At 72.2% G+C, this 26,784-nt stretch carries 28 protein-coding genes; 18 read left to right on the plus strand and 10 right to left on the minus strand.

Annotated features, from left to right (window positions below):
* Positions 1–65: 65 nt before the first annotated feature.
* The 7 genes from CLV40_RS13980 to dnaB all read left to right on the plus strand — a co-directional run bounded on the left by CLV40_RS13980 (position 66) and on the right by dnaB (position 5,578).
* Positions 66–1,076, plus strand: coding sequence for a hypothetical protein (locus tag CLV40_RS13980; RefSeq protein WP_146108033.1), 1,011 nt, complete (start codon positions 66–68; stop codon positions 1,074–1,076).
* A gap of 58 nt (positions 1,077–1,134) precedes the next feature.
* Complete coding sequence (locus CLV40_RS13985; protein WP_104479303.1) at positions 1,135–2,004, plus strand: hypothetical protein; 870 nt, start codon at positions 1,135–1,137, stop codon at positions 2,002–2,004.
* 115 nt (positions 2,005–2,119) lie between these two features.
* Positions 2,120–2,410: a 30S ribosomal protein S6 gene (rpsF, locus tag CLV40_RS13990; protein WP_026421757.1), complete on the plus strand. Its 291-nt coding sequence runs from the start codon at positions 2,120–2,122 to the stop codon at positions 2,408–2,410.
* 2 nt (positions 2,411–2,412) lie between these two features.
* Complete coding sequence (locus CLV40_RS13995) at positions 2,413–2,946, plus strand: single-stranded DNA-binding protein (protein WP_104479304.1); 534 nt, start codon at positions 2,413–2,415, stop codon at positions 2,944–2,946.
* 60 nt (positions 2,947–3,006) lie between these two features.
* Complete coding sequence (gene rpsR, locus CLV40_RS14000) at positions 3,007–3,255, plus strand: 30S ribosomal protein S18 (RefSeq protein ID WP_018684297.1); 249 nt, start codon at positions 3,007–3,009, stop codon at positions 3,253–3,255.
* Between the two features lie 17 nt (positions 3,256–3,272).
* A complete protein-coding gene (rplI, locus tag CLV40_RS14005; RefSeq protein WP_104479305.1) occupies positions 3,273–3,728 on the plus strand; it encodes a 50S ribosomal protein L9 in 456 nt (151 codons plus the stop codon).
* Between the two features lie 476 nt (positions 3,729–4,204).
* Complete coding sequence (dnaB, locus tag CLV40_RS14010) at positions 4,205–5,578, plus strand: replicative DNA helicase (RefSeq protein WP_104479306.1); 1,374 nt, start codon at positions 4,205–4,207, stop codon at positions 5,576–5,578.
* 148 nt (positions 5,579–5,726) lie between these two features.
* On the opposite strand, the gene CLV40_RS14015 is transcribed toward dnaB, so the two are convergent.
* Entirely contained in the window at positions 5,727–6,674 is a 948-nt protein-coding gene (locus CLV40_RS14015; RefSeq protein WP_104479307.1) for a helix-turn-helix transcriptional regulator, read from the minus strand.
* Positions 6,675–6,738: 64 nt separating this feature from the next.
* Between CLV40_RS14015 and CLV40_RS14020 the strand changes: the two genes are divergently transcribed.
* Positions 6,739–7,695 carry an alpha/beta fold hydrolase gene (locus CLV40_RS14020; RefSeq protein WP_104479308.1) on the plus strand — a complete coding sequence of 319 codons (957 nt, stop codon included), beginning with the start codon at positions 6,739–6,741 and terminating at the stop codon, positions 7,693–7,695.
* On the opposite strand, the gene CLV40_RS14025 is transcribed toward CLV40_RS14020, so the two are convergent.
* A complete protein-coding gene (locus tag CLV40_RS14025; protein ID WP_104479309.1) occupies positions 7,692–8,789 on the minus strand; it encodes an erythromycin esterase family protein in 1,098 nt (365 codons plus the stop codon). The genes CLV40_RS14020 and CLV40_RS14025 overlap by 4 nt on opposite strands.
* Before the next feature lie 45 nt (positions 8,790–8,834).
* On the minus strand, positions 8,835–9,947 hold the full coding sequence (locus CLV40_RS14030) for an FAD-dependent oxidoreductase (RefSeq protein WP_104479310.1): 1,113 nt from the start codon (positions 9,945–9,947) through the stop codon (positions 8,835–8,837).
* Positions 9,948–10,010: 63 nt separating this feature from the next.
* On the opposite strand from CLV40_RS14030, the gene CLV40_RS14035 reads away from it, so the two are divergent.
* The 5 genes from CLV40_RS14035 (at position 10,011) to CLV40_RS14055 (ending at position 14,036) form a co-directional block, all read left to right on the plus strand.
* Complete coding sequence (locus CLV40_RS14035) at positions 10,011–10,718, plus strand: TetR/AcrR family transcriptional regulator (protein WP_104479311.1); 708 nt, start codon at positions 10,011–10,013, stop codon at positions 10,716–10,718.
* 89 nt (positions 10,719–10,807) lie between these two features.
* Complete coding sequence (locus tag CLV40_RS14040; RefSeq protein WP_104479312.1) at positions 10,808–11,326, plus strand: YlcI/YnfO family protein; 519 nt, start codon at positions 10,808–10,810, stop codon at positions 11,324–11,326.
* 85 nt (positions 11,327–11,411) lie between these two features.
* Positions 11,412–12,257: a DUF4097 family beta strand repeat-containing protein gene (locus CLV40_RS14045; RefSeq protein WP_104479313.1), complete on the plus strand. Its 846-nt coding sequence runs from the start codon at positions 11,412–11,414 to the stop codon at positions 12,255–12,257.
* A 25-nt stretch (positions 12,258–12,282) separates the two neighbouring features.
* Positions 12,283–13,236, plus strand: coding sequence for an ATP-binding cassette domain-containing protein (locus CLV40_RS14050; RefSeq protein ID WP_104479314.1), 954 nt, complete (start codon positions 12,283–12,285; stop codon positions 13,234–13,236).
* Complete coding sequence (locus CLV40_RS14055) at positions 13,233–14,036, plus strand: ABC transporter permease (protein ID WP_104479315.1); 804 nt, start codon at positions 13,233–13,235, stop codon at positions 14,034–14,036. The genes CLV40_RS14050 and CLV40_RS14055 overlap by 4 nt, the downstream gene beginning before the upstream one ends.
* A gap of 55 nt (positions 14,037–14,091) precedes the next feature.
* On the opposite strand, the gene CLV40_RS14060 is transcribed toward CLV40_RS14055, so the two are convergent.
* The gene (locus CLV40_RS14060) at positions 14,092–14,541 is read right to left on the minus strand and encodes a carboxymuconolactone decarboxylase family protein (RefSeq protein ID WP_104479316.1); all 450 of its coding nucleotides are present in this window, start codon (positions 14,539–14,541) and stop codon (positions 14,092–14,094) included.
* Positions 14,542–14,624: 83 nt separating this feature from the next.
* On the opposite strand from CLV40_RS14060, the gene CLV40_RS14065 reads away from it, so the two are divergent.
* Positions 14,625–15,491 (plus strand): sigma-70 family RNA polymerase sigma factor, encoded by an 867-nt coding sequence (locus tag CLV40_RS14065; RefSeq protein ID WP_104479317.1) that lies wholly within the window; start codon positions 14,625–14,627, stop codon positions 15,489–15,491.
* Here CLV40_RS14065 and CLV40_RS38915 read toward each other — a convergent pair.
* On the minus strand, positions 15,454–16,260 hold the full coding sequence (locus CLV40_RS38915; RefSeq protein WP_219823977.1) for a nuclear transport factor 2 family protein: 807 nt from the start codon (positions 16,258–16,260) through the stop codon (positions 15,454–15,456). The genes CLV40_RS14065 and CLV40_RS38915 overlap by 38 nt on opposite strands.
* A 98-nt stretch (positions 16,261–16,358) precedes the next feature.
* Between CLV40_RS38915 and CLV40_RS14080 the strand changes: the two genes are divergently transcribed.
* Complete coding sequence (locus tag CLV40_RS14080) at positions 16,359–16,955, plus strand: TetR/AcrR family transcriptional regulator (RefSeq protein ID WP_181043491.1); 597 nt, start codon at positions 16,359–16,361, stop codon at positions 16,953–16,955.
* A 10-nt stretch (positions 16,956–16,965) separates the two neighbouring features.
* Positions 16,966–17,739 (plus strand): class I SAM-dependent methyltransferase, encoded by a 774-nt coding sequence (locus CLV40_RS14085; protein WP_104479455.1) that lies wholly within the window; start codon positions 16,966–16,968, stop codon positions 17,737–17,739.
* On the opposite strand, the gene CLV40_RS14090 is transcribed toward CLV40_RS14085, so the two are convergent.
* Together CLV40_RS14090 and CLV40_RS14095 are read right to left on the minus strand one after the other, a co-directional pair.
* Positions 17,736–18,527, minus strand: coding sequence for a dioxygenase family protein (locus tag CLV40_RS14090; RefSeq protein WP_104479319.1), 792 nt, complete (start codon positions 18,525–18,527; stop codon positions 17,736–17,738). The two genes, CLV40_RS14085 and CLV40_RS14090, sit on opposite strands and share 4 nt — an antisense overlap.
* 67 nt (positions 18,528–18,594) lie before the next feature.
* Positions 18,595–18,969, minus strand: coding sequence for a MarR family winged helix-turn-helix transcriptional regulator (locus CLV40_RS14095; protein ID WP_104479320.1), 375 nt, complete (start codon positions 18,967–18,969; stop codon positions 18,595–18,597).
* 50 nt (positions 18,970–19,019) lie between these two features.
* Between CLV40_RS14095 and CLV40_RS14100 the strand changes: the two genes are divergently transcribed.
* Positions 19,020–19,463: a MarR family winged helix-turn-helix transcriptional regulator gene (locus CLV40_RS14100; protein WP_104479321.1), complete on the plus strand. Its 444-nt coding sequence runs from the start codon at positions 19,020–19,022 to the stop codon at positions 19,461–19,463.
* Between the two features lie 109 nt (positions 19,464–19,572).
* Positions 19,573–19,935, plus strand: coding sequence for a nuclear transport factor 2 family protein (locus CLV40_RS14105; RefSeq protein WP_104479322.1), 363 nt, complete (start codon positions 19,573–19,575; stop codon positions 19,933–19,935).
* Positions 19,936–20,002: 67 nt separating this feature from the next.
* Here the strand turns inward: CLV40_RS14105 and CLV40_RS14110 are convergent, their stop codons facing one another.
* From CLV40_RS14110 to CLV40_RS14120, 3 genes are all read right to left on the minus strand, one after another.
* The gene (locus tag CLV40_RS14110) at positions 20,003–23,098 is read right to left on the minus strand and encodes a beta strand repeat-containing protein (RefSeq protein WP_104479323.1); all 3,096 of its coding nucleotides are present in this window, start codon (positions 23,096–23,098) and stop codon (positions 20,003–20,005) included.
* Positions 23,099–23,302: 204 nt separating this feature from the next.
* Entirely contained in the window at positions 23,303–24,232 is a 930-nt protein-coding gene (locus tag CLV40_RS14115; RefSeq protein WP_104479324.1) for a hypothetical protein, read from the minus strand.
* A 219-nt stretch (positions 24,233–24,451) separates the two neighbouring features.
* Positions 24,452–26,683, minus strand: coding sequence for a translocation/assembly module TamB domain-containing protein (locus tag CLV40_RS14120; RefSeq protein WP_104479325.1), 2,232 nt, complete (start codon positions 26,681–26,683; stop codon positions 24,452–24,454).
* Between the last annotated feature and the right edge of the window lie 101 nt (positions 26,684–26,784).

Genomic DNA, 26,784 nt, shown 5'->3' on the forward strand with positions numbered 1-26,784 from the left:
GTCACTGTCTCGGGTTACAGTCGTTTCTCCGAGTGAAGCTACTCGCGAGTACACGGAGGATCTTCATGCGAAGGCGTGGCCGGGCCGTGGCCGTAGGTCTCACCGTGGTGATCGCCGGGACCACCACGGGACTTCTCGCCGGGACCGGGACGGCCGCCGCCGCGCCACCGATCGTGGTCGGCAGTTGCGCCACCACCGTCCAAGGCGCCCCGGGCACCCCGATCGCGCTGAGCCCCACCGCGGTGCTGGACCCGGTGCTACGCGTGGTCAACGCCGTGCCGCTGGTCGGACAGGGGATCGCGGGCGGGGTGCGCAACGCGCTGTCGGCCATGGGGAACATCCCGATCGGCACCGTCCTGGCGGGCGACTCGATGATCTCCGGCGGGTCCATCGCCGCCGCCGCGGTCCCGCGCATCCGCGACGCCATCGGCAAGGTCCCGCTGATCGGCCCCGTGCTCGGCGGGATCATCGGCGACGTGCAGCAGACGCTCACCGCGGGCTGCGCGATCACCGTCAAAGCGGTGAACGACGCGGTCGCGCCGGTGCAGGACGGCGCGGGAGCCGTGGCGGGTGCGGTCGAGCGCGGCGCGGCAGCGCTGCCGCAACTGCCCAACCTCCTCCCCGGCACCCCGGGCACCCCCGGTAAACCGGGCACCAACCCGGGAACCCAGCCCGGCACGAACCCCGGCACCCGGCCCGGCGGCACCGCCCCCGGCGGCGGTCTGCCCGGACCGGACAGCAAGGTGGTCGGCGGTGTCGCCACGGGCGCGCCACCGCTCTTCGGCACCGGGCGCGCGCCGATGACCGACTACACCGGCATCCCCTTCGCCCCGGCCGGACTGTTCTCCCCCGCCCCGGGCGTGCGCTACGGCGGCACCATCCCCGGCTACGCGCCGCAGTTCGGCATCCTCGGCGCGGGTGACGCCGACGGCGTGCAAGCCGCGGGCCGCGCGGAGGCGCTGGACGCGCCCGGCGGCAACAAGATCGCGCTCCCGGTCCTGCTTGCGGTCTTCGCCCTCTCCGGCGTCACCGCCGCACTGGTCCGCACCTGGGTGCTGCGCAAGACACCCGCTTGACCCGCCGGTAGGTTTACTTCGATCGGGTAACCGCCCGATCGGGTGAAAGGATCACGGCGTGCGGCGACTGCTCGGCTCGGCCACGGTGACCATCGGCCTGCTCGGCGCCGGGTTCGCCGGCACGGGTGTGGCCGCCGCGGACCCGCTGCCGTTCCTCGCGGTCGACTGCGCCCAGCAGGTCGTCGCGTTCCAAGGGCAGCCGGTCCGGCTCGCCCGCGCAGCCGTGGCCGGGTTCGTCACCAAGGCGGTCCGCGAGACCCCCGGGCTGGGGTTGGCGCGGTCGACCGCGGTCGGGCTGTCGTTCCCGCTCGGTCCCGCGATCGAGGTCGGGACCGTCCCCGACGGCACCGGCGAGATCCCGGCCGCGCACATCGCGGACGTTGTGGCAGCCGAGGTCCGCCAGGTCGAGGCGGTCGCCCCGGCGGCGGACGCGGTGAGCGCGCGGGTCCGCGAACTGGTGGCGGCGGACTGCGGGATGACGCTGCGGGCACTGGACGCGAGCAAGCGCGCACCCGCGCCGGGCAAGCCGACCCAGCCGCGCGCGGACGACCCGAAGGCGCCGGACGCGACCACGCCGAACACCCAGCCCGTCGGTGGCGCGCCGTCGGCCCCGGAGATCCGCCTGTACGACCCCCGGTCCTTCCCCGGCGCCGCGGCGCGCGACTACGGGACCGTGCCCTACGCCAAAGCGGGCCACTACGTGCCCGCGCCGGACGCCCGCTACGGCGCGATCCCCGGTTACGCACCGCAGTTCGGGATCCTCGGCTCCGGCCTGACCGATGTCCGCCCGGCGGGTGAGGCCTACGCACTCCCCGTGACCCCGGTGGGCGCCGTCGGCCTGCCGGTGGTGCTCGCGGTCCTGGCGCTGTCGGTGGTCAGTGGTGCGCTCGTGCGCACGTGGGTCCTGCGCCGGACCAGCCCGCGCTGAACCCGGCCCCTCGCTGAAACCGGCTGTTCGGCCTGCTGTTACGCTGCTCGGCGCGAGACCCCTCCTGCCACGGAAAGTCCGTGGCCGCCGAGTCCACAGGAGGTGAGTGGTCTTCATGCGTCATTACGAGGTCATGGTCATCCTCGACCCCACACTCGACGAGCGCACCGTCGCCCCGTCCCTCGACACGTTCCTCAACGTCATCCGCACTTCGGGCGGCAACGTGGAGAAGGTCGACATCTGGGGCAAGCGCCGCCTCTCGTTCGAGATCAAGAAGCACAGCGAGGGCATCTACGCCGTGCTCGACGTGAACGCCGAGCCCGCCGCGGTCAAGGAGCTCGACCGCCAGCTGTCGCTGCAGGAGTCCGTGCTGCGGACCAAGGTCATGCGCCGCGAGACGGCCTGACCATGGCCGGGGACACGATCATCACGGTCGTCGGGAACCTCACCGCGGACCCGGAGCTGCGCTTCACGCCCTCCGGGGCGGCGGTCGCGAGCTTCACCGTGGCGTCCACCCCGCGCACCTTCGACCGCCAGAGCGGCGAGTGGAAGGACGGCGAGGCGCTGTTCCTGCGCTGCAACATCTGGCGGCAGGCGGCGGAGAACGTCGCCGAGTCGCTGACCCGCGGCGCCCGCGTGCTGGTCACCGGGCGGCTCAAGCAGCGCTCGTTCGAGACCCGCGAGGGTGAGAAGCGCACGGTCATGGAGCTCGAGGTCGACGAGGTCGGCCCCTCCCTGCGGTACGCCACCGCCAAGGTCAACAAGGTCAGCCGGGGTACCGGCGGCGGTGGTGGCGGCGGCTTCGGTGGCGGCAACGGTGGCGGTGGCGGCGGTGGGGGCTACAACGGCCCGTCCGCGCCTCCGGACGACCCGTGGGGTTCCGCGCCTCCCGCCGGTGGCGGCGGTGGCGGCGGCGGCTTCAACGACGAGCCGCCCTTCTAACCGGGCAGCGCACCCCCGCACAGACGCTTATTTCCTCAAGACACACTCAGGAGTTCTCCCGTGGCCAAGCCACCGCCTCGCAAGCCGAAGAAGAAGGTCTGCGTGTTCTGCAAGGACGTGAAGAAGGACCGTCCGGTGAACATCGACTACAAGGACACCACGCTGCTGCGGAAGTACATCTCCGACCGCGGCAAGATCCGTGCCCGCCGGGTCACCGGCAACTGCAGCCAGCACCAGCGCGACGTGGCCATCGCGGTCAAGAACGCCCGCGAGGTCGCTCTCCTGCCGTACACCTCGACCGCTCGCTGACCTGGAGGGGATCAGACATGAAGCTCATCCTCACCACCGACGTCAGCGGCCTGGGCGGCCCGGGTGACCTCGTCGAGGTCAAGGACGGCTACGGCCGCAACTACCTGCTGCCGCGCGGGTTCGCGATCCCGGCGACCAAGGGCGCCGAGAAGCAGGTCCAGGTCATCCGCCGGGCCCAGGAGGCCAGCCGGATCCGCAACCTGGACCACGCCAAGGAGGTCAAGGCCGCGCTGACCGCGCTGGGCTCCGTCCCGCTGAAGGCCAAGTCCGCCGCGGGCTCGGGCAAGCTGTTCGGCTCGGTCACCACCGCCGACATCGTCGCCGCCGTCAAGGCCGCGGGTGGTCCCGTGCTGGACAAGCGCGCCGTCGAGGTCACGGGTCACATCAAGACCGTTGGCAAGCACTCCGTGAGCGTGCGCCTGCACCCCGAGGTGACCGCCGCGTTCACCGTCCAGGTCGCCGCCGCGAGCTGACCGGACACCGGCAGTACGGAACCGCCCCGCTCCGTCACGCAGAGTGGGGCGGTTCCGCGTCCGCCCAGTTGTCCACAGGGGGACGCTCACCCTGGTGAGCGACGCGCCCCGCGACACGCCGAATCCCGCCGCCCGCGCGACACGCCGGGGACCGCGCGAGGGATTTTCTCCACACCTCATACACAGGCCCTGACCTGGCGATTCCCCACCACTTCGGTCAGTTGTCCTCAGGTTGTCCACAGGCCCTGCCGGACCTGTGCCCACCTCAGCGCAACCATCCCCAAGTTATCCACAGGGTAGTCCCCAGTGGGGTTTGCGTACCCCGCGAAGGGGTTCTAGCGTCGCCTCGCGACCGGCCGCCGGGCGGGGTGAACACCACCCGGATGTCGTAGCGGGGGACGTATCGTTGGCGTCGAACACGCGTGCGATCCGCCCGGCAGACACCCACGGCAGACCAGCAGGAGGGGGCACAGCTCGTGGCGCTCGCCGACGACTTCTCCGCACCGCCGGAACCCGGTGGTGGCGGGCAGGACCGCAAGCCCCCGCAGGACATCGCGGCCGAGCAGAGCGTGCTCGGCGGCATGATGCTGTCCAAGGACGCCATCGCCGACGTCATCGAGGCGCTGCGCCCGGACGACTTCTACCGGCCGAACCACCAGACCATCTACGACTGCGTCCTGGACCTGTACGGCCGCGGCGAGCCCGCCGACCCGATCACCGTCTCCGCCGAGCTGGAGCGCCGCGGCGAGCTGCGCCGCATCGGCGGCACCAACTACCTGCACACGCTGCTGTCCACCGTGCCGACCGCGGCCAACGCGGGCTACTACGCCGAGATCGTCGCCGAGAAGGCGATCCTGCGGCGGCTGGTGGAGGCGGGCACCCGGATCGTGCAGCTGGGCTACCAGGGCGCGGAGGGTGCGGACGTCACCGAGATCGTCGACCGGGCGCAGGCCTCGATCTACGAGGTGACCGAGCGCAGCATGAGCGAGGACTACGTCGCGCTCGAGGAGCTGCTGCAGCCCACCATGGACGAGATCGACGCCATCGCCTCGCGCGGCGGCCAGTCCCAGGGCATCCCCACCGGCTTCGCCGACCTCGACGAGATCACCAACGGCCTGCACCCCGGTCAGATGGTCATCGTCGCGGCCCGCCCCGGTGTCGGCAAGTCCACCCTGGGCTTGGACTTCGCCCGCTCGTGCTCGATCAAGCACGGCATGTCCAGCGCCATCTTCTCCCTGGAGATGAGCCGCGTCGAGATCGTCATGCGCCTGCTCTCCGCCGAGGCCAAGATCCGCCTCGGCGACATGCGCGGCGGCCGGATGAGCGACGACGACTGGACCCGCCTGGCCCGCCGGATGAGCGAGATCAGCGAGGCGCCCATGTTCATCGACGACTCGCCGAACATGACCATGATGGAGATCCGCGCCAAGGCCCGGCGGCTCAAGCAGCGGCACGACCTGAAGCTGGTGGTGGTCGACTACCTCCAGCTGATGACCTCCGGCAAGCGCGTCGAGTCCCGCCAGCAGGAGGTATCGGAGTTCTCCCGGCAGCTCAAGCTGCTGGCCAAGGAGATCGAGGTCCCGGTCATCGCGATCAGCCAGCTGAACCGAGGTCCGGAGCAGCGCACCGACAAGCGCCCCATGCTCTCCGACCTGCGCGAGTCCGGCTCCCTGGAGCAGGACGCGGACATGGTCCTGCTGATCAACCGCCCGGACGCCTGGGAACGCGACGACCCGCGCGCGGGCGAAGCCGACCTGATCCTGGCCAAGCACCGCGCGGGCCCCACCGCCACGGTCGTCGTGGCCCACCAACTCCACTACAGCCGCTTCGCCGACCTCGCCCAGGGCTGACCCCCTCGATGGCCGTCCGCCGACCTAGTCGGAAGTCGGTATTTCCGTGCGCGCCAGGTACGCCAGTTCGATCCGCGCCCGGCGGGCCAGCTCGACTCGTCGGTCATGACCGTGCGCCACGGACTCGACACCCGGGCGGGCCCCGGTCTCAGCCGTACCGCTCGACGAGGGCGGTGCCGATCGCGGCCAGGTGGTCTCGCACTGCGGGCGGTCCGGTCGCCTCGACCCAGTCGATCAGGCCGGCCAGCTCGCCCGCGAGCATGTGCTCGTCGCGGCCGCGGATGACGACCTCGACGCGGCCGTCGGGCGTGGTACCCCCCACCTCGAGCCGACCGCCGAACGCGATCCGGAGTACGCCTATGCCGTCGGGCACGCACACGGCCTGGGCCTCGACGGGTGTGCGCTTGCGGTCGACCTCGTCGGCGATCTCGCGCCAGCTCTCGGCGAGGTCGAAGTCGTCGGGTCGGCGCACGGGGTCGTCGGTCGGGTCGACGGAGGACACGCGGTCGATGCGGAAGGTTCGCCTGCCTGCCTCGGTGTTGGCGACGAGGTACCACGACAGGCCCTTGGCGACGATGCCCAGTGGGTGGACGGTTCGCTCGGTTTCGGCGCCGCCGCGGTCGACGTAGCCGAGTCGCACCTGGACGCCGTGGATCACCGCGTCCTGGAGTTCGTCGAGGAAGCGCGGTGGGCGGTGCTCGATCCGGCTCGACCCCCACCGCCGGGGGTCCGTGACCACCGACGACGCCGCTGCCTCGGCTTGGGCACGGAAGGGCTCCGGCAGGGCGTGGACGAGTTTGCGCAGCGCCGCCTTCACCGTCGGTGTCGCCGCCGAGGCCGGGCCCGCGACCAGGAACAGGGCGCGGGCCTCACTCGCGGTCAACCCGGACAGGTCGGTACGGGCACCGCCCACCAGCCGCCAGCCGCCGCCGCGGCCCTGCGTGGCGTACAGGGGCACCCCGGCCGTGGCCAGGGCGTCGAGGTCGCGGCGGGCGGTGCGTTCGGAGACCTCCAGTTCGCTGGCGACCTCCGCCGCCGTCACCTGCTCGCGCCGTTGCAGCAAGAGGAGGACGGCCACCAGCCGGTCGGTTCGCACACCGCCAACACTCGCACGGAAAACCGGTCATGGGGTGACCGGTTTCAGTGGCCAAGATGGCGCCATGACCTCACCGACGACTCATCCAACCGATTTCCCCCAGCCCACTCTCATCCCGGTCAACGGTGTGGAGCTCGAGGTTTTCGAAGCGGGACGGCACAACGCAGGCAAGCCCATCGTGCTCTGCCACGGCTGGCCGGAGCTCGCCTTTTCCTGGCGCTACCAGGTGCCCGCCCTGGTCGAGGCGGGCTACCACGTCATCGTCCCCAACCAGCGGGGCTACGGGAACTCGTCCCGTCCGACCGAACTGACGGACTACGACATCGAGCACCTGTCCGGTGACCTCGTAGCGCTCCTCGACCACTACGGGTACGAAGACGCCACCTTCGTCGGTCATGACTGGGGCGCGGCCGTCGTCTGGGGACTGACCTTGCTGCACCCGACCCGGGTGAACAAGGTGATCAACCTCAGCCTCCCCTACCTCGAGCGCGGGGCGAAGCCCTGGATCGAGTTCATGGAGGAGGTGCTCGGCGGCGACTACTACTTCGTCCACTTCAACCGGCAGCCAGGCGTCGCGGACGCCGTGTTCGACGAGAACGCGGGCCGGTTCCTCCGCAACCTGTACCGGAAGAACGAACCCCCCCAGGAGCCCCGGCCGGGCATGGCGTTCATCGAACTCGCCCGCGCGGACACACCACTCGGTGATCCCCTGATGAGCGACAGCGACCTCGCCGTCTACACCGCCACCTTCGGGTCGACGGGATTCACGGGCGGCGTGAACTGGTACCGCAACCTCGACCGCAACTGGCACCTGCTGGCGGACGCGGACCCGGTCATCCACCAGCCCACCCTCATGATCTACGGCGACCGGGACACGATCGCCAAGTCGGCGAACCTGGCGGAGTTCGTGCCGAACGTGGAGGTGATCAGCCTGGACACCGGTCACTGGATCCAGCAGGAGAAGCCCGAGGAGACCAACCGGGCGATCCTGGAGTGGCTGGCACGGCAGGACGCCCGCTAGGGCGCCAGCACCGTGGTCGGGGTGATCTCCGGGACGAAGGCCACTACGTCGTAGGCACCGCGCAGCGAGCGCACCTCCAGGTAGTGCTCGCCGTCGCGGGCCGGGTCGTAGACGCCGGAGATCAGCCGTGTCCGCCATGGCGCGTCGAGGGTGGTGGGGGAGCCGTCGTCCAGCCGGACGGTCCGCTCCCCGCCCGCCGCGAGCAGGACGTCCTCGAGCGAGCCGGGCGCGGGCGGCGGAACGTCGACGCCGTTCGCCCGGCCGTGGCCGAACGTCACGTGCGCGGCCGCGTAGGCCCGGCCCAGTTCCGCGCGCAGGTGTCCACCCATCATGGCGTCCGCCGCGACGTGCGCGCTGCCCTCCCACAGCACGACGCGCGCGGGCAGCAGCGCGCGCACCCGGTCGGCCGCCGCGCGCTCCTCGCGATCAGCGTCGTACCCCACGCCGATCGCGTTCGCGTGGTGGTCGACGATCGCGTCGAGGAGTTCCCCGGCCCCCGCCCGCCCCGCGATCTCTCGTGCCCGGCGGGCCAGCTCCACGAACGGAGTCCCCGGATGGGTGCCTCGCGCGCGCAGCACGTGCTCACCGGCGTCGTGGGCGGTGCGGATGACGTCGAATAGCACGCGGACCTTCGCCGCTTCGGCCGGGTCAACCGCCTCCACCAGGTCCACAACGCGGTCGTAGTCGGCGGGGAGCACCCGCGAGCTACCCACACCGACTACGCGCACAGGGTCACCGGGGTGGTCGGCGTTGCGGCGTCGCAGCGAGTCCAGCGCATCGCGCATCTCCTCCGTGCGCCACGGCCCCCACGCCTGGCGCAGCGCGGCATCGATGTCGACGTCCGCGCCGCGCACGTACCGGTCGTACAACTCGCCGACCCGCTGGTTGTCGAGGACCGCGATCACCCGGAACCCGCGCTCGACGAGCACCCGGGTCGTCCGCGTCACGACCGCGAACGTCTCGCGCGCGGACCGCGTCCCGGTCCCCAACCCGACCACCGACGCGTGCCCCACCACATCGGCGAACGCCTCCGGGTCGGTGTCCGCCCGCTGCGCGCGCACCCAGTCGACCAGCGTTTCCTGTTGTCCGCTCATGTGGACCACGCTGTCGGGTCGACCTAGGTCGAGGTCAAGCCCGGGCTACGCGTCGGGTTGGAAGAACGCGAGGACCCGCTGGGCGGCGTCCGGTGCCATCAGCATCTTCTGCACCTCCGCCGACATCCGGGCGGCGGCGCTGGTGCGCTCGAACATCTCGAGTTCGTACTCCCGGACGGCGGTGGGGTAGTCGTCCGGGTGGGCGGCCAGCGCGCGGCCGAGCAGGGCGCCGTCGAGCAGCGCCATGTTGGCGCCCTCGCCCGTCGGCGGCATCAGGTGCGCGGCGTCGCCGAGCAGCGTGACGCCCGGGGTGGGCGGCCAGGTCAGGCCGATCGGGAGCGTGGCGACCTGCCGGGGCACGACCTCGTCCGCGCAGGCCGCGACCAGCGCGGGGAACCGCGGGTCCCAGCCCGCGAGCCGGTCGACCAGCCAGGCCCGGGTGGCGGCCGGGTCGTCGAAGGGGATGCCGCAGGTGGCGATCCAGTCCTCGGCGGTGTTGTAGAAGCCGACGCCGACGCGGACGTGCCCGTCGCCCTTGCGCTGCGCCGCCAGGGACAACCCGTCGCCGAGCACCCAGCAGGTGCCGCGCCCGACCATCGCCGCGAGGTCGGGGTGGGTGCGGTCGATGTCGGGGATGCCGAGTTCGACGAGGTTCTGGCCGAGGTGCGTCGGGGCGGCGTCGGTGAGCAGCGCGCGGACGCGGGAGTTCGCGCCGTCGGCACCGACGAGCAGGTCGTACGGCGCGCTGCCGCCGTCGGCGAAGCGCAGCACGCCGTTGTCGGCGGAGGCGAACGCGTGCCCCCAGCGCACGGTGCCCTCGGGGAGCGAGTCCAGCAGCAGGTCGCGCAGGGCTGCGCGGTCGACCTCGGGTCGCAGCAGCGGGGCGTCGTCGGGTGTGTCCTCTTGCAGCAGCAACGTGCCGTCCGGCTCGAATAAGCGCATGTCCTGGCCCGAGCCGCGGGCGATCGCGTGGAACCCGTCGATCAGGCCCGCATCGCGCAGCGCCCGCTGACCGGAGTGGATGTCGAGCGTGCCGCCCTGCCCGCGCGCGTGGCGCGACGACTCGCGTTCGTACACGACGGCCTGGATGCCGTGGACGTGCAGCACTCGAGCAAGGGCCAGGCCACCCAGGCCCGCACCGACGATCGCGATCCCCATGACTCCTCCAGTCACTGTATCGGTCGATACACTGTATCAATGCACCCGCTGTATGGTCGCGCCATGCTGGTGTGGGAACGGCCGGAGCCGCCGGACCGACCGACGCCCGCCCCGCTGAGCCGGGAGCGGATCGTCCGGGCGGCGATCCGGCTCGCCGACGCGGACGGCCTGGACGCGGTGTCGCTGCGCAAGGTCGCGGCGGCGCTGGACGTCGGACCGATGCGCCTCTACGGCTACCTCGCCACCAAGGAGGAGCTGCTCGACCTGATGCTCGACGCGGCGCACGCCGAGATCCGGCCGTCCGGGACCGGCTGGCGGGAGGTGCTGCGCTCCCTCGCCGAGTCCACCCGGCAGACCGCCCACCGGCACGAGTGGCTCGCCGACCTGCTCGGCGGACGCCCCCAACTGGGCCCGAACACGCTCGCCACCAGCGAGGCCGTGCTGGCCGGGGTGGGCGACGCCGACCTGGAGACCGTCGTGCCCGCGATCTCCGCGGTGAACGCGTACGTGACCGGCGCGGTGCGCCGGGAGATCGCCGAGCGCCGCGCGGAGCGGGCCTCCGGGTTGGACAAGGCGCAGTGGCAGGCCGCATTCGGGCCGTACCTGCTGCGCACCTTCGCCACCGGTCGGTTCCCCGCGCTGGCCGCGATGGTCCACGACGGCCCCCACCTCGACGCCGACCGGAGCTTCGACGCGGGCCTCGACTTCCTCCTCGACGGCATCGAGGCCTGCCTCACCCGAGCCGAGACCGGACCCCCAACCGGGTCCTGACCAGCGAATACGCCAAGTGGTGCCACACCTGGCATCATTCTGAGCCAGATTTGCTTGCAATGGTGCCACGCGTGTGTCACAGTTGAGCCATGGACCTGACCACGTATGTGCGCAACCTCGGCCGCGAGTTCGCGACGCTCGCCGAAGCGGGCGGCGAGGAGTCGCGTGCGCTGGTCGAGCGGCTGACCGGACCGCTGGAGTCGGCGATCCGGATGGCCCTGCTGGAGGCGCTGTCCGCCGCCGCCGACGAGATCACCCGGGACCTGGCACCGGGTTCGGTGGAGCTGCGCCTGCGCGGCCGCGACCCGGGCTTCGTGGTGACCCAGGCGCCCGCCGAGCCGCCCGCGAACCCCACCGACCACGGCGCGACGGCCACCGACGGCGACTTCCAGATCGCCGAGGACGGCCCATCCGCGCGGATCAACGTGCGGCTGCCCGAGCAGCTCAAGGCCGCGGTCGAGGAGGCCGCCGCCAAGGAAGGCCGCTCGGTCAACGCCTGGCTGGTGCGGGCCGCGGCCACCGCGTTGCAGCGGTCCGAGCGCGACCAGCGGCCCGAGCCGTCGGGCGGCAAGCGGGCCAAGCAGTCGCTGACCGGCTGGGTGCGCTGACCGCACCCGGCGCGCCGCGCTCCGCACCACTTCACCGTCCCTGACCTGCGGGGATGGTTCACCGAAACAGAACGAGGGGACAGCCATGCCCATTTTCGAGACCACCGAGCCGATCGCCGTGACCGTCGAGTTCGGCGTCGGCGACCTGCGGGTCACCGCGAGCGACCGCGCCGACACCGTCGTCGAGGTCCGGCCGAGCGACGAGACCGACGAGTCGGACGTGCAGGCCGCGCAGCGGATCCGCGTCGACTACGCCAACGGCAGGCTCCAGATCACCGGGCCGAAGTCGCGGGTCTTCGACTTCTCCCGCAAGTCCAGGTCGGTCGACGTGACCATCGAACTGCCCACCGGCTCCGACGTGTCGGCGCAGGTGCAGCTCGGCGACTTCCACGGCACGGGCACGCTGGGGGAGTGCCGGTTCAAGACCTCGATCGGCCACGCCCGGCTGGAGCGCACCGGCCCGCTGCGCGTCGAGACCTCCACCGGCCACGTCGACGTCGACGTCGTCGCGGGTGACACCGAGGTCTCCACCGGCTCGGGGAAGATCCGGCTCGGCGCGGTCGACGGCACCGCCGTGGTCAAGAACTCCAACGGGCACACCGCGATCGAGTCGGTGACCGGCGAGGTGCGGGTGCGCGCGGCCAACGGCGACATCGGCGTCGGCCGGGCCGGGGCGGGCGTCGACGCGAAGACCTCCAACGGCGACATCGAGCTCGGCGAGGTGGTCGGCGGTTCGGTCGTGCTCGCGACCGCCATGGGCGACCTCACGATCGGCATCGCCGACGGCACCGCCGCGTGGCTCGAGGTGACCACCGGGTTCGGGCAGGTGCGCAACCTGCTGGAGAACACCACCCGGCCCGAGCACGCCGACCGGACCGTCGAGGTGCGCGGGCGCACCACCTACGGCGACGTCACCGTCAAGCGCGCCTGATCCACCGCCACCGAGGGGGAATCCCATGACCAGCAAGCAATCCCAGGCCGCGATCGCGGTGGTCGGACTGCGCAGGTCGTTCGGCGACAAGGTGGTCCTCGACGGCCTCGACCTGACCGTGCCGCGCGGCACCGTGTACTCGCTGCTCGGCGCGAACGGCGCGGGCAAGACCACGGTCGTGAAGATCCTGTCCACTTTGCTCGGTGCGGACGCGGGCACTGCCCGCGTCGCCGGGCACGACGTGGCCCGCGACCCCGACGCCGTGCGCGCCGCGATCGGGGTCACCGGCCAGTTCTCCGCCGTGGACAACCTGCTCACCGGCGAGGAGAACCTGCTGTTGATGGCGGACCTGCACCACCTCGCCAAGGGCGATCGGCGCGGGCGTACCGCCGAACTGCTGGCCAGGTTCGACCTGACCGAGGCCGCGCGCAAGCCCGCCTCGACCTACTCCGGGGGCATGCGGCGGCGGCTCGACCTGGCGATGACGCTGGTCGGCGACCCCCGGGTGATCTTCCTCGACGAGCCGACCACCGGGCTCGACCCGCGCAGCCGCCGGAACCTGTGGCAGATCATCCGCGACCTGGTGGCGGGCGGCGTCACGATCTTCCTGACCACGCAGTACCTCGAAGAGGCCGACGAGCTGGCCGACCGGATCGGTGTGCTGGACCAGGGCAGGTTGGTCGCCGAGGGGACACCGGAGGAACTCAAGCGCCGCATCCCCGGTGGTCACGTCCGCCTGCGGTTCGCCGACCAGCGCGGCCTCGACACCGCCCGGCGCGCGCTCGGCCGGGCGTCCCACGACAGCGACGCGCTGACCCTGCGGGTGCCCAGCGACGGCAGCCTGCGCGCGCTCAAGACCCTGATCGACCGGCTCGACGCGCAGGCCGTCGCGGTCGACGAGTTGTCCGTGCACACCCCCGACCTCGACGACGTCTTCCTGTCCCTCACCGGCACCGACGAGAAGGTGACTTCCCGATGACCACCCTCGCGCCCCCGCGCACGCAGCCGCTGCGCGACTCCGCGACGATGCTGCGCCGCAACCTCCGGCGCATGCTGCGGTACCCGTCGATGACGGTGATGCTCGTCGGGATGCCGATCGTGTTCCTGCTGCTGTTCGTCTACGTCTTCGGCGGCACGCTCGGCGCGGGCCTCGGCGGACCCGCGGGCGGTCGCGCCGAGTACGCCAACTACCTGGCGCCCGCGATCATCCTGATGACCGTGACGACCACCGTCCAGGGGACCGCGATCTCGGTCGCGATGGACCTGACCGAGGGGGTCATCGCCCGGTTCCGCACCATGCACATCGCCCGCGTCTCGGTGCTGACCGGGCACGTGCTGGGCAGCGTGCTCCAGGCGCTGTTCAGCGTGGCGGTCGTCGTCGGCGTCGCGCTGCTGGTCGGTTTCCGCCCCGCCGCCGGGCTCGGCGGCTGGCTGGCCGCGACCGGGTTCCTGGCGGTGCTGGCCTTCGCGCTGGTCTGGTTGACCGTCGCGCTCGGCCAGGTGAGCAAGAGCGTCGAGACGGCGAGCAACCTGCCCATGCCGCTGATGTTCCTGCCTTTCCTGAGCAGCGGCTTCGTGCCCACCGACTCGATGCCCGCCGGGCTGCGCTGGGTCGCCGACCACCAGCCGTTCACCCCGGTCATCGAGACCCTGCGCGGCCTGCTGATGGCCAAGCCGCTGGGCGACCACGGCTGGATCGCGCTCGGGTGGTGCGCGGTGATCGCCCTCGGTGGCTACCTGTGGTCGAAGAAGCTGTTCAACCGCGAGTCCGCGCGCTGACCCGCGCCGCGGGGTCGACCGGACCACCCCCAGGCGGCCCGGTCGACCCGTCGTTTCACCAGACCTTGCCCGCCTGCTCCCGGATCGCGTGGTTGACCCGGTTGAACAGGTTGGTCATCGCGATGTTCAGGATGATCGCGGACAGCTGCTCTTCGGTGAAGTGCTCGGCGGCCGCGGCCCAGACCTCATCGGTCACCCCGGGGGCGCCGTCCTGGATCCGGGTCGTGGCCTCGGCCAAGGCCAGCGCCGCCCGCTCCGGCTCGGTGAAGAACGGCGTCTCGCGCCAGGTGACGACGCTGTGCAGGCGCTCGTCGGTCTCGCCGCGCTTCTTCGCCTGCTGCACACCGGCGAACGCGCAGGGGGCGCAGCCGTTGATCTGGCTGGCGCGCAGGTGGACCAGCTCTTGGACGAGCGGGTCGGCGCCACCGGCCTGGATCGCCTTGTGCAGCAGCTTGACGGCGGTGGTGACGTCGGGGTTGAACGCGGCTTCGATACGGGGTCCCACGGATCTCGTTCCTCCATCGGTTACCTGTGCCCGGTCGGGCACGTCATCCCCCATGACGAAGCGGAATCGCGGAAGGTAACGACATGTCTGACACCGCCGGGGCGTTCGAGGCCCACCGGGACCGGCTGCGCGGGATCGCCCACCGGGTGCTCGGCTCGCACGCCGACGCCGAGGACGTGGTGCAGGAGGCGTGGCTGCGGCTCTCCCGCCAGGACGCGGCGGGCATCGACAACCTCGGGGCCTGGCTGACCACGGTCGTCGGCAGGCTCAGCCTCGACGTCCTGCGGGCCCGCCAGGCCCGACCGGAGTCGTCCTACGACCTCGTGGTGACCGCCGACGACGGACCGGCACCGGAGGACGACGCGGCACTGGCCGACACGGTGGGCCTGGCGCTGCTGGTGGTGCTGGATTCCCTGCGCCCCGGCGAGCGCATGGCGTTCGTCCTGCACGACCTGTTCGCCGTGCCCTTCGACGAGATCGGCCGGATCCTCGGCAAGTCCACCGACGCCACCAAGATGCTGGCCAGCCGCGCCCGCAAGAAGGTCCGCGCCCCCGCCGAACCCGCGGCGGCCCGAGCCCACCGAGCCGTGGTCGACGCCTTCCTCGCCGCCGCCCGCCACGGCGACTTCGACGGCCTCCTGCGCGTGCTGGACCCGGAGGTGAAGCTCACCGCCGACACCCCGGGCGGCGTGGTCGTCGTCCTGGGCGCGACCAAGGTCGCGGCCGGGGCCCAACTGGCGGCCACCGCCGCCATCCACGGCCGCGCGGTCCGAGTCAACGACCTCCCCGGAACCCTGAGCTGGCGCGAAGACGGCAGCTTGTTCTCCCTGATCGCCTTCACCGTCACGGGCGACCGGATCACGGAGATCTCGATCCTGTCCGACCCGACCGAACTCGCGGCGCTGGACCTACCTAGCCCTTCTGCCCCAGAACAGCCGCGGCAGCCATGACGTCGACGTAGTCGCGGACATGCCCGATCTGTCCATTGCGGACAGTCAGCACCACGATGTTGGGCAAGGTGAACTCCCCGGCCGGGGTCACCCCGAACGCCTCCTGCTCGACGACGATCGTCGCGGGGTCACTGGTGTGGTGGAGGGCGAGCGTGCGGTAGCCCTGGTACCTGGGCAGATCACCCCGCCACCCGGCCTCGACCCACCCGACGATCTCCTCCCGCCCCTCGAACCGCGACGGCACCCCGGGGTAGACGAACGGAAACTCGTGCACCGCGTCAACGGCATACACCCGCCGCAACCCCTCAACGGACTGCCCGACAACGGCTTGCCGCCAACTCTCCAGCACCTCGACCGCGCCACGATCTTCGCGCCCGAGCGGCAGTCGTCGAGGAGTCACCTTGCGGTAGGAGATCCGCCACCCGTCGGGCGTGCGGGTGGCGGTGTCGTCGTAGACGACGCTGCCCGCCGACCCGTCGGCCAGAACGCCCAACCCCTTGGCGCGGACCCGCGCGGTGCGGTCGTCAACCTCGGTGATCACGATGTTGGTCACGTGACGACCGACCGGATTCCCGTCCCCCAAAGCGATCGCGGCCTCGCGGATGGCGTCGACCCCGCGCAGGGTCCCGAACCCGAAGTCGGTCACGTCGTAGGTGACGTCGGGCGTGAACAACTCGCCCAGCCGGTCCAACTCGCCCGCGTCACACAGATGACCGTGGCGGTTGACGAGGTCGGTGATGTCGATCCGGTCTTGGTCACCCAGTCCCACGGGACAGCCCTCCAGAGCGCCAGCCAGCTAAGATGAGACACAGTCCGGTTATCCGGAACAGTAACGGACTATGTCCCCGGTTAGCCAGGGTGGTGTGGATGCGGACAGGCCAGGACCCGGGACGCCCACTGCGCGCGGATGCCCGCCGCAACTACGAACAGCTGGTGGCGCAGGCGAAGGCCGCGTTCGCCGAGTTCGGGGTGGACGCGTCCCTCGACGAGATCGCGCGGCGGGCCGGGGTGGCCAGCGGCACGCTCTACCGGCACTTCCCGACCCGCCTCGACCTGATCGAGGTGGTGCTCGGGGAGCAGATCGCGGACCTGGTCGACCTCGGTCGTGAACTGCTGGCGGCCGAGGACGAGTTCGACGCGTTGGCCACCTGGCTGCGCGCCACCCTCGACCACGGTCTGACCTACCGCGGACTGGCGGCGGCCGTGCTGAACTCGGAACTCGACCGCGAGCGGGTGTCGGCCTGGCACGCGGAACTGTTCGAGATGGGTGCCGGGTTGCTGGCTCGAGCGCGGCGATCGGGCGCCGTCACCGCGGCGGTCGAGGACGCGGACGTGCTGAAGGTGGTCGGCGCCATCGCCTGGGCCGCGCAGGACAGTCCGGAGAGGTCGGCCCAGGCCGCGCGGATGCTCACGCTGCTGTTGAGCGGACTACGTCACGGTGATCCCGAACGCCCTGCCCACTAGCGTCGAGACCATGACGCGTTCTGGGGACGGAAGTGCGGGCGACGCCGACTACGGCCAGGTCGGCGATGGGTACACGAGGTTCCGGCAGCCGGATCCACGGATCGCCGCCCACATCGAGCAAGCGCTGGGGGACGCGCGGACCGTCCTGAACGTCGGGGCCGGTGCGGGCTCTTACGAACCCGTCGACCGCAAGGTCACCCCCGTCGAGCCTTCAGCGTCGATGCGGGCGCAGCGGCCGTCGCACCTGGCCGAGGCGGTGGACGCGACCGCCGAGAACTTGCCGTTCGCGGACAACACCTTCGACGCCGCGATGACGACGTTCAGCGTGCACCAGTGGGGTGACCTCGACGCGGGCCTGCGCGAGCTGCGCCGGGTGACCCGTGGCCCCGTCGTGGTCCTGACCGGTGACCCCGACCTCCTGCACCGCTTCTGGCTCACCGACTACGCCCGCGACGTGATCGACGTCGAGGCCGGCCGCTACCCGTCGCGGGCGCGGTTGGCCGCGGGGCTCGGTGGTCGCGCCTCGACGGAGCTGGTGCCCATCCCGCTGGACTGCGTCGACGGGTTCAACGAGGCCTACTACGGCCGCCCCGAGTCCCTCCTCGACCCCGCGGCCCGACTCGCCTGCTCCGCGTGGAGCTTCCTGTCCGACGACGCGGTCGCCCGGTTCACCGACCACCTCGGCCGCGACCTGGCCGACGGCAGCTGGGACGAGCGCTTCGGGCACCTGCGCACCCAACCCGCCTACGAGGGTTCGCTCGTCCTGCTCACCGCGCGCCCCTAGTCGAACTGCCAGGAGCGCTTGGCCAGCCCGTACCAGTAGCCGTCGATCACGGCGCGCTGGTGGTGGAGGGTGTCGGTGCTGGCGCCGAGGGCGACGAACAGCGGGGCGAAGTGTTCGGTGCGCGGGTGCGCGAGCCGGGCCGCGGGGGCCTTGCGCTGGAAGTCGATCAGCGCGTCGAGGTCCTGGGCGGCGATGGCCCGGTCGCCCCAGTCGTCGAACTCCGATGACCAGGTCGGGGGGCGGTGGGCGGCGTCGCGGCCCATGTCCAGGCCGGACAGGTTGTGCGTGAAGAAGCCGCTGCCGATGATCAGCACGCCCTCGTCGCGCAGCGGGGCGAGCCTGCGGCCGAGTTCGACCAGGGCGGCCGGGTCCAGCGTCGGCATCGAGATCTGCAGCACCGGCACGTTCGCCTCGGGGAACATCTCGACCAGCGGCACGTAGGCGCCGTGGTCGAGCCCGCGCTCGGGGTCGTCGGCGACCGGGTGGTCCGCCGACCGCAGCAGCTTGCGGACCTTCGCGGCCAGTTCGGGCGCGCCCGGGGCCGGGTAGGTCACCCGGTAGTAGCGCTCCGGGAAGCCCCAGAAGTCGTAGGTCAGCGGCGCGGTCGTGGTGGCGCCCAGGGTCAGCGGCGCCTCCTCCCAGTGCGCGGACACGACCAGGATCGCCGTGGGTTCCCCCAGGTCGGTGGCCCAGTCGGCGAGCTGCTTGGTCCACAGCGCGTCGTCGGCGAGCGGCGGCGCGCCGTGGCTGAGGTAGAGCACGGGCTGGCGGGTCGGTGCGTGGGTCATCGGTCACCCCTGTTGTTGAATATTGAACAACATAGCACGACACCCCGCCGCCCCGCGGTATTCCCACTCATTCGAGATTGGCCACCATCCGTTCGAGGGTGCGCACCGCGACCAGGTAGTCCGCGTCGCCGATCCCGTCGGCGGCCTTGGCCCGCAACCCGGCCACCTCGGCGCCGATCGCCTCCCGCGCGGCGAACCCCGCACCGGTCAACTCGACGACCTCGCCGCGCCGCGCCCAGCCCCGGTCGACCAGGCCGTCCAGCAGTTCGGCCGCGCTCGACAGGAACGGCGCCATCTCCCGGTCGACCTCGTCGGCGGGGGCGGGCAGCACGTTGAGCACCTGCCACTGCCGCCGCGTCACCCCCGCACCACCCAACCGGCGCTCGAACTCCGCCTCCAGCCTGCGGTCCAGCTCTTTGGCCCAGTACCCGATCGGTCGCATGTCATCCTCCAAATACATGTCTTCTTACATGTATTTGTAGACTAGCATGCATGTCGGACCAGGACGATGTGGCGTTGGTCGAACGCGCGATGGTGGCGATCCGCCGCCTGCAGGCGCGACGGGCACTCGGCGCGCTGAGCGGGCGCGACCACACCCCGGCGGCGACGGCCGTGGTCGACGTCGTCGAGGACCAGGAACCCTGCACGGTCGGCGCGGTCGCCGCCGCGCTCGCCGTCGACCAGCCCCGGGCCAGCAGGCTGGTCGCCGCCGCGGTCGAGGCCGGGCTGGTCGAGCGCCGGGCCGACCAGTCCGACGGCAGGCGCACCCTGCTCGCGCTCACCCGCGCGGGCCGCGCGCACGCCGACGAGGTGCACCGCTTCCGGCAAGGCGTGTTCGCCGAGGCGATGGCCGACTGGCCGCCGGACAAGCGGGCCGCGTTCGCGGGCATGCTCACCGACTTCGTCGACGCCTACACCGCGCTCGTGCGCCGCTGAGCAGGACGCTTACCCCCGGGGTAATCGACGCGCCCCCGCCGCGCCGGCATCGTCGTCCCCGTCGCGGCCACGACAGACGATCAGCCAAGAACCGAAGGGGAGTCCCGACATGAGCGACCTGATCGATCTCGTCGACCGCTACATCGGCGTGTGGAACACCGCCGACACCGATGCCCGCCGGGCGGCCGTCGCCGACCTGTGGGCCGAGGGCGGCACGCTCACCGACCCGCTGGTCGACCTCACCGGCCACGACCAGATCACCGACGGCATCGGCGCCGCGCTGGCGCAGTTCCCCGGCCACGTGGTCCGGCTGCTCGGCGCCGCCGACGCCCACCACGGCACGGTCCGCTTCCGCTGGGAGCTGGTGCCGACGGGCGGCGGTCAGTCCGTTGTGGAGGGTTCGGACGTGGCCGTGGCCGAGCACGGCCGATTCACCGCCGTCTACGGCTTCCTCGACAAGGTCCCCGCCTGAGCACGCCGGAAGGGCCCGGGAGCGCAGCGCTCCCGGGCCCTTCCTCTGACGGTTCAGACCAGGTGGATCAGTCGAACAGGCCCGCGAGGCGCGCCTGGGTGTCGGTCAGCGACGACACACCGGGCAGGCTCGGCAGACCGGGCAGGCCGGCAGTCGGGAGACCGGCGGTCGGCAGGGCAGCGGCGCTGTCCAAACCGGACAGCGCGGGGGTCTGCACCGGCAGGTGGTTCAGCGACGGGGCCTCGAACAGGTTGCCGGAGAAGGCACCCGACACGTTGTTCAGGTTGTCCAGGCCGGGCACGGTGGCCGGGAAGTCCGCGCGGGCCTGGCGGCCCAGCGGCAGGCCCGAGGCCAGCGGCAGGCCGCCGGTCAGGCCGCCCGGGTTGAGCGCACCGGTCAGGTTGCCCGGGTTCACCGGCAGACCGCCGATCGGCAGGCCGCCCAGCGGGAGCCCGCCCAGCAGGTCGCCGCCGGGGAGCTCGGCACCGGGCAGGCCCGCGGTGCCGAGGCCGCCGCGCAGCGGGTTGGCGACGTTGAGCGCGTCCAGCGGGGTGCCGTGCGCGGAGCGCGCGGCGGGCAGGCCCTTGAAGATGCCCTTGAACGGCAGCGAGGACAGCGACGGCACCTCGGTGACGCCGAGGCCACCGGCGGCCGGGAGCTTCAGCGCCTCGTCCTCGTCGGCCAGGCGGTTCTCGCCGACGGTGACGTCGCTGCTGTGCGTCGAGTGGGTCAGCGCGTCGGCCAGCACCTCGACCGGGACGTCCCGGACCGGGGCGTTCACCGAGGTGGGCCCGGTGATGTCGATGCCGTTGAGCGAACCGCCGAGGCCGCTGGTGGTGGAGGTGCCACCGACCGAGCCGGAGGTGTTGTTGTCGCCGACGCCGACCGCGTCGCTGCCGACCGCGGACACCGCGTCGGCGTTGGGCTGCACGAGCCCGGCCACCGGGAGGTCGGCCAGGTTGCCGGAGAGGAAGCCCTGGTCACCGTTGGTGGTCAGGTCGCCGCCGGAGCTGCCCGAGGTGGTGTTGGTCGAGGTGGCGGTGCTGTCGCCCGCGACCCCCGCGATGGCGGTGCCGTGCGACTGGACGAACGGGAACAGCTGCGGGCTGACGATGTTGCCCGCCAGGTTGCCGTCGCGGCCGTCGGTGTCCACGGTGGACCCGGCGGTGCTGTCGACGGTGTTGTCCGCCTGCGAGGTGCCGTCGCCGAGCACGGCGGCGTTGTCGCCGAAGCCCTGGACAGCGCCCGCGAAGGGCAGCGAGACCACGTTGCCGGACGCGTTGCCGTCGACGCCGTCGGTGGTGGCGGTGCCGCCGGTGGCCACCGAGGTGACGTTCGAGGCGACCGCGTCGCCGCTGCCGCCGACGGTGGTGCCCGAGCCGAAGACCTGGGTCGGCAGCACACCCGGGGCCTGGACGATGTTGCCCGAGCCGGTGCCGCCGGTGCCGGAGGACTGCGACGGGCCGCCCGCGCTGATCTGGTTCTCGAGCGCGGTGTCGGAGGTCGTGTTGGCCACGCCGCCGAAGGTGTTGCCGAAGGCCTGGACCGGCGCGGCGATCGGCGCGTTGACCAGGTTCGCGCCGAGCACGGCGTCGTCGTCGGCGGTGTTGGCGTCGCCGCCCGCGCTGGAGAACTTGGTCTCCGTGGCGTAGATGTCGGCGTCGCCGAGGGCCGCGCCGCCGTTGTCGATCAGCTCGACCGGCACGGTGATCGGGGTGGTGGCGCCGTTGCCACCGCCGACCGAGTCGTCACCGGTGGAGCCCGCGTCGCCGCCCGCGCTCGTGGTGGAGATGTTCTCGCAGGCGATGTTGGTGTCGCCGACGAGCACGCCGCCGTTGGCGCAGGAGTCGACCGGGGCCGACACCGGCGAGTTGACCAGGGTGCCGCCGAGCACGCTCTCGTGGCCGCGGGTGCGGCTGTGCCCGCCCGCGGTGGTGTCGATGGTGTTGTTCTGGTCGGTGTTGGCGTCGCCGATGACGCCGCCCGCGTTGCCGATCACGCTCACCGGCACGGCGGCCGGGGTCGCGCCGATGGCGCCGCCGAGCACCGAGTCGGTGCCCCAGGTGCGGTTGCCGCCGCCTGCGGCGGTCGTCAGGTTGGACTGGCAGAGGGCGTCGGAGTTGCCCACCGCGACACCCGACACGCAGTCGGCGGTGACCGGGGTGGCCAGCGGCGCCTGCACGACGTTGCCGCCGATGGTCGAGTCCTCGCCGTTGCTGAAGACGTAGGTCGGGTTCTGGTTGAAGTCCGGCGCCTGGTCCCCGGCCTGGGCCGAGGTGGCGTTGGTGGACTGCGCGTTGGTGTTGCCGATGATGCCGATGGACTGGCCGGTGACCCGGGCGGGCGCCGCGATCGGCGCGGCCACGCCGTTGCCGCCGAGGGTGCTGTCGACGCCGTCGGTGGTGATGACCCCGCCGACGACGCTGTCGGAGGTGGTGTTGGAGTCGGTGTCGGCGTTGCCGCCGATGCCGATCGCGTTGCCGTTGACCTGCACCGGGGTGGTGGCCTGGCCCGCGACGACGTTGCCGGAGATGGCGCCGTCGTTGCCGGTGGTGGTGATGTCGCCGCCCGTGCTGGTCGACTGCGACGCGGTGTTGGTCGACTCGGCGTCGCCCAGCAGGCTGATCGCGTTGCCGGTCACCTGGGTGGGGGCGGTGTAGTCGAGGTCGACGACGTTGCCCGCGATCGCGCGGTCGTCGCCGGTGGTGGTGATGTCGCGGTCGGTCGAGACGCTCTGCGTGGAGTCGTTGGTGACCGACGAGTCGCCGCCGAGGGCGATGGCGTTGCCGGAGACGTCGACCGGCACGACCACGTTGCCGACGACCTTGTTCGCCCGCAGCGGGGCGTTCTCCCCGGTGAGCGCGCGCTCGGAGATGCCGTCGACGAGCGGCGTGACGACCTGCCCGCCGGGGACGGCCCTGAGGACCTCGCGGGGGCTGGTGGAGATGGTGCGGTTGATCTCCGGCAGGTGCTCGTCGCCGAGCACGGTGCCGATGGAGTTGTTCGTGACGTTGCCGACGACCTTGATGTTCGCGTCGAGCGCGGACTTCGGGGTGATGTCGGGGTTGACGTTGTCGTCGGCCGACGCGATGCCGGTGCCGAGCATCAACAGGCCACCGGTGACCAGCGCGGTCTGGAAACCGCGCTTCGCCCAGGTCTGCATGTGGTGTGTTCTCCTTCTTCGGGGTGGTTATCCCTGTCGGGATGTCGCGGGTCGCCCGCCACCGGGCGCGTTCGGGGCAGTGCTCACCCGCTTTTCGGGGTGCGGGAGGGGATCCCGCGGCGGAAGACGCGGCCTGGGCACGGCAGACGTGGGTGCGCGTGACCCGGCGGGAGCGGAGCGCTCCTCAGCCGCGAGGGGGATGGCTCAGTCGGGGGTGACGCCCGGCTGGGCGTCGACGGCGGCGAGCGCCAGGGCCGGTGCGGTGCGCAGTGCGCGGACCGGGCCGCTTTCCGTGCTCGCGGGAACCGTCGCCACCAGGGCGAGGCCCGTGGCGTCCGCGCTGCCACCACCGGGGCTGTGCCCGGTGGAGACGGGAGCGGGCATGCTCAGCGGCGCCAGCGGGCTGGGGCCGGTGGGCAGGGCGGGGGCCTCCGGTTCGGAGCGCTCCCGGGATCCGGGCAGGTCGGGGGTCGCGTAGCCGTGGGCGCTCGCGCCGAACATGACCGCGCTCGCGCCCACCACGCCGGACCGGTGCGGCGCGGCGGCGGGGACTCCCGCGGCGGGCTGCTCGGTCACGACCTGCTCGGGGCCGGGCACCGCGACGCCGGGCAGCTCGGTGGCGGAGCCATCGAATCGCTCGGCGGCGGGGGCCGTGTCGAGTGCCCGGGTGGTGATCGGGTTCGGCACCACGTGCCGAACCACCTCGACGACCGCCGCGACCCGGGGTGCGGCGGGGGTGCCGCCGGGCAGGTCGAACCGGCCGGGGTCGAGGACGGGCAGCTGGGCGAGGTCGTGGCCGAAGTCGTCCACGGCCTTCGCCGCCCGAACCGCCCGCTGACCGACCGCACTGGTGACGGTCCGGTCGACGGGCTCGCCGAGCACGACGCCGAGCCGGTCGGTCAGACCGGTGACCAGCTCCTCGGTGTCGGCCGCGGCGGGGGTGTCGAGCACCGGCACCGAGTCGGCCGTGGACCGCAGGCCGTCCTGCAGGTCCGTGGCCACGTCGGCACCGGCGGTCGCGGTCGTGACGGCCCACGCGGCGGCGGTGGAGGCGACCGTGCCACCCAGGACGAGCAGGGTGCGGGAAAGCACGCGGCGCCAGGCGCCGGTCTCCTTCGTCCGCTGCTGGTCCACGGTGTGCGGGGTCCCTTCTGCCGCTCGTGCGCCGGTCCGATCGGCACGGCAGGCCGCCGTGCACCGGAGACACTGGCACCCGCACGCACCGTTATGCACGCGTGACTCAGCATGCCCACCGGATCGTGTGACGAACACAGAGTGTTTCCACAGATCACGTTCCGTGAGTACGCCAGGTGATCGCGAAAAACCGACCGGAGCTGTCCACAGCCCCCGCGCTCAGCCCCGCTTGAGCACGCGGGTCGCGCCGGTGGCCGCGGTGGTCGCCAGGATCCAGCCGACGGCGATGAGCACGCCCGAGATCCACTGCGACGCGCCGACCATCCGCCACTTGTTGTCCTGGCCCAGGTCGATGATCGGCAGCAGCAGGTCGGTGGCCAGCAGCGGCGGGTTCCACACCGGGTCCATGTCGTTGTCCAGCTTGACCATCGGGTGGTCGCCGAACCAGAGCGTGCCCAGCAGCCAGAACAACCCGAGCCAGACCATGGCCAGCCACGGCCGGTACCCGTAGCCGACGGTCACGTCCTGCAGCCGACCCCACAGCCTGCCCGCCACGTGCAGTTCGGCGTAGCGGCGGCGCTGCCGCTCCAGGTGCACGCGCTGGGCCAGCTCCTCCTCGCCGCCGTCGGAGTAGACCGCGGCCAGCCGATCGTAGGGGCCGGGCGCGAAGTCCGGCTGCACCTTCCGCAGCCACGCCAGCCGCGTGCGCACCGACACCTCGGGCACGGCCGCGAGCGCGGTGAAGGTGAAGTCCTCGACGTCGACCCCGCCCCGCGCGGCCCAGAGCCCGGCCCCGTCGGTGACCGACACGGCCGACGCGCGGGTGAGGATCACCAGCCCCAGCGGCGGGCGGCGCTCCGGGAAGACGAGGACGAGCTCCTGCGCGGTGAGCCCGTAGGCCGAGAGCGCCTTGTCGGTGACGGGGTGGCCGGGACCGGTGCGCCCGCCGAGCCGCGCACCGGCGAAGGTGGCCATCTTGCCGACCTCGACCAACCGGACCCGGACACCGCCGATGGCGCGGAAGCCGTAACTGCAGAGGAGGTCCTTGCCGATGGTCGCCACGCGCGCGTCGAGGGACGGCTTGACCGAACCGTCCGGGCGCAACCGCGGCTTGATCAGCCGGGCGCCGGAGCAGTCGAGGCTGGACCCGATGTGCGCGTTCTGCAGCCGGATCGAGCCGCTGGCCCGCACCTTGCGCAGGAAGAGCGTGCCGCCGACGCGCAGGCGGTCGGCGAACAGGACGTCTATCCCGGGGCCGCGCAGCCAGGCCCGGGAGAGGCTGGCGCTGCCGTGCACGTGCGCGTCGACCAGGCGGACCTGGCCGTAGGCGCGGAAGGCGGTGCGGGCGTCGCCGTCGGAGTCGGTCTCGCCGAACCGCGTGCCCCGTGCCTCGACGTCACCGCGCACCTCGACGCCGTCGGCGACCAGCGCGACCGGGACGCGGGTGGTCGTCCGCCCCTCGGCAAACGCTTTCACCTGGTCGGCCAGCATCGCGCGGTGGCCCATCTCGGCGCCGGAGAGCAAGAGGTGGCCGCCGATGTGCGCGCCGCGCAACCCGACCGAGCCGTGCGCGGTGAACCCGGAGTCGAGTTTGAGGTCGCCGTCGACGCGCAACCGCTCAGCGTCGAGGACGTAGTGGTCCGCCGCGGTACCCCGGGGGAGGACGAGCACTTGGCCGTCGCCGTCGCGGGCGTCGTGCAACCGGGCGCCGGAGAAGACAGCGTCACCGCCGATGCGGGCGCCGGAAAGAACAGCCGTGCCCGCGACGTCGAACCGGCCGCCCGCCGAGTCGCAGAGCAGGTTGCCCGCGACCACGAGCCCGGTCGCCTCCAGCGCGACACCGGACGGGTGCGCGAGCTGGGCGCCGGTCAGGTGGACGCTGCCGCCGACTCCCGCGCCGCGCAGCCGCAGCTCGCCGAACACGCGCAGGGAGATGGCCTGGATGGAGCCGGAGATCCGGAGCCGGGCGCCGAGGAGCGCCGCCGCGCCGGGGTTGCGGAGCACGGCGCCTGCTAATCGCAGCGTGCCCTCGACGGTGGCGTCGGTGAGGTCGAGTACGCCGTCGCACGTGAAGCCCGCCTCCAATAAGAGGTCACTGCCGACGCGCAGGTTGCGGGCGTAGAGCGCGGGCACGCGGCAGCCGCGCAGGCTGAGGGCGACCAGTCGCGCCATCCGCAGCACGGGCGCGTGCTCGAACTCGCAGCGCTGGAGCGTGATGACCGAGTCCACCGCGCGGCCCTCGAGGTCGAGCCTGCCGGTGACCCGCGCGTTGTCGAGGCGGAGGGCGGGCATCGCGCCGACCCCCAGGGGATAGGCGCCGGTGAGCAAACCCGCCAGGACGGCCCCCCGGACGGACTTGCCCGCCAGGTCCAGCCGGGCCCCGCCGCCGAAGGCCGCCCGCACCGCGCGCTCGGTGTCGGTCAGGTCGTCGAGCGGCACGTAGGCGGTCATGCGGCCATGAGATCAGATCCCCGGGGGGTGGTGATGGCAACAGTGACCCAGGGGACGGGCCCCGATGACGGGGCGGACGGGTCAACACCCGGGATTTCATC

The organism is Actinokineospora auranticolor, from assembly GCF_002934265.1.
Classification (GTDB): domain Bacteria; phylum Actinomycetota; class Actinomycetes; order Mycobacteriales; family Pseudonocardiaceae; genus Actinokineospora; species Actinokineospora auranticolor.

Coding starts and splice junctions, on each gene's coding strand:
- rplI (WP_104479305.1), top strand. CDS start 3,273: ATGAAGCTCATCCTCACCACCGACGTCAGCGGCCTGGGCGGCCCGGGT.
- CLV40_RS14025 (WP_104479309.1), bottom strand. CDS start 8,789: ATGAGCGGACAACAGGAAACGCTGGTCGACTGGGTGCGCGCGCAGCGG.
- CLV40_RS14105 (WP_104479322.1), top strand. CDS start 19,573: ATGAGCGACCTGATCGATCTCGTCGACCGCTACATCGGCGTGTGGAAC.
- CLV40_RS14020 (WP_104479308.1), top strand. CDS start 6,739: ATGACCTCACCGACGACTCATCCAACCGATTTCCCCCAGCCCACTCTC.
- CLV40_RS14110 (WP_104479323.1), bottom strand. CDS start 23,098: ATGCAGACCTGGGCGAAGCGCGGTTTCCAGACCGCGCTGGTCACCGGT.
- CLV40_RS14050 (WP_104479314.1), top strand. CDS start 12,283: ATGACCAGCAAGCAATCCCAGGCCGCGATCGCGGTGGTCGGACTGCGC.
- CLV40_RS14030 (WP_104479310.1), bottom strand. CDS start 9,947: ATGGGGATCGCGATCGTCGGTGCGGGCCTGGGTGGCCTGGCCCTTGCT.
- CLV40_RS14055 (WP_104479315.1), top strand. CDS start 13,233: ATGACCACCCTCGCGCCCCCGCGCACGCAGCCGCTGCGCGACTCCGCG.
- CLV40_RS14095 (WP_104479320.1), bottom strand. CDS start 18,969: ATGCGACCGATCGGGTACTGGGCCAAAGAGCTGGACCGCAGGCTGGAG.
- CLV40_RS14040 (WP_104479312.1), top strand. CDS start 10,808: ATGGACCTGACCACGTATGTGCGCAACCTCGGCCGCGAGTTCGCGACG.
- CLV40_RS13980 (WP_146108033.1), top strand. CDS start 66: ATGCGAAGGCGTGGCCGGGCCGTGGCCGTAGGTCTCACCGTGGTGATC.
- CLV40_RS14090 (WP_104479319.1), bottom strand. CDS start 18,527: ATGACCCACGCACCGACCCGCCAGCCCGTGCTCTACCTCAGCCACGGC.
- CLV40_RS14120 (WP_104479325.1), bottom strand. CDS start 26,683: ATGACCGCCTACGTGCCGCTCGACGACCTGACCGACACCGAGCGCGCG.
- CLV40_RS14100 (WP_104479321.1), top strand. CDS start 19,020: ATGTCGGACCAGGACGATGTGGCGTTGGTCGAACGCGCGATGGTGGCG.
- CLV40_RS14035 (WP_104479311.1), top strand. CDS start 10,011: ATGCTGGTGTGGGAACGGCCGGAGCCGCCGGACCGACCGACGCCCGCC.
- CLV40_RS14080 (WP_181043491.1), top strand. CDS start 16,359: ATGCGGACAGGCCAGGACCCGGGACGCCCACTGCGCGCGGATGCCCGC.
- CLV40_RS14065 (WP_104479317.1), top strand. CDS start 14,625: ATGTCTGACACCGCCGGGGCGTTCGAGGCCCACCGGGACCGGCTGCGC.
- CLV40_RS14045 (WP_104479313.1), top strand. CDS start 11,412: ATGCCCATTTTCGAGACCACCGAGCCGATCGCCGTGACCGTCGAGTTC.
- CLV40_RS13995 (WP_104479304.1), top strand. CDS start 2,413: ATGGCCGGGGACACGATCATCACGGTCGTCGGGAACCTCACCGCGGAC.
- rpsF (WP_026421757.1), top strand. CDS start 2,120: ATGCGTCATTACGAGGTCATGGTCATCCTCGACCCCACACTCGACGAG.
- CLV40_RS14085 (WP_104479455.1), top strand. CDS start 16,966: ATGACGCGTTCTGGGGACGGAAGTGCGGGCGACGCCGACTACGGCCAG.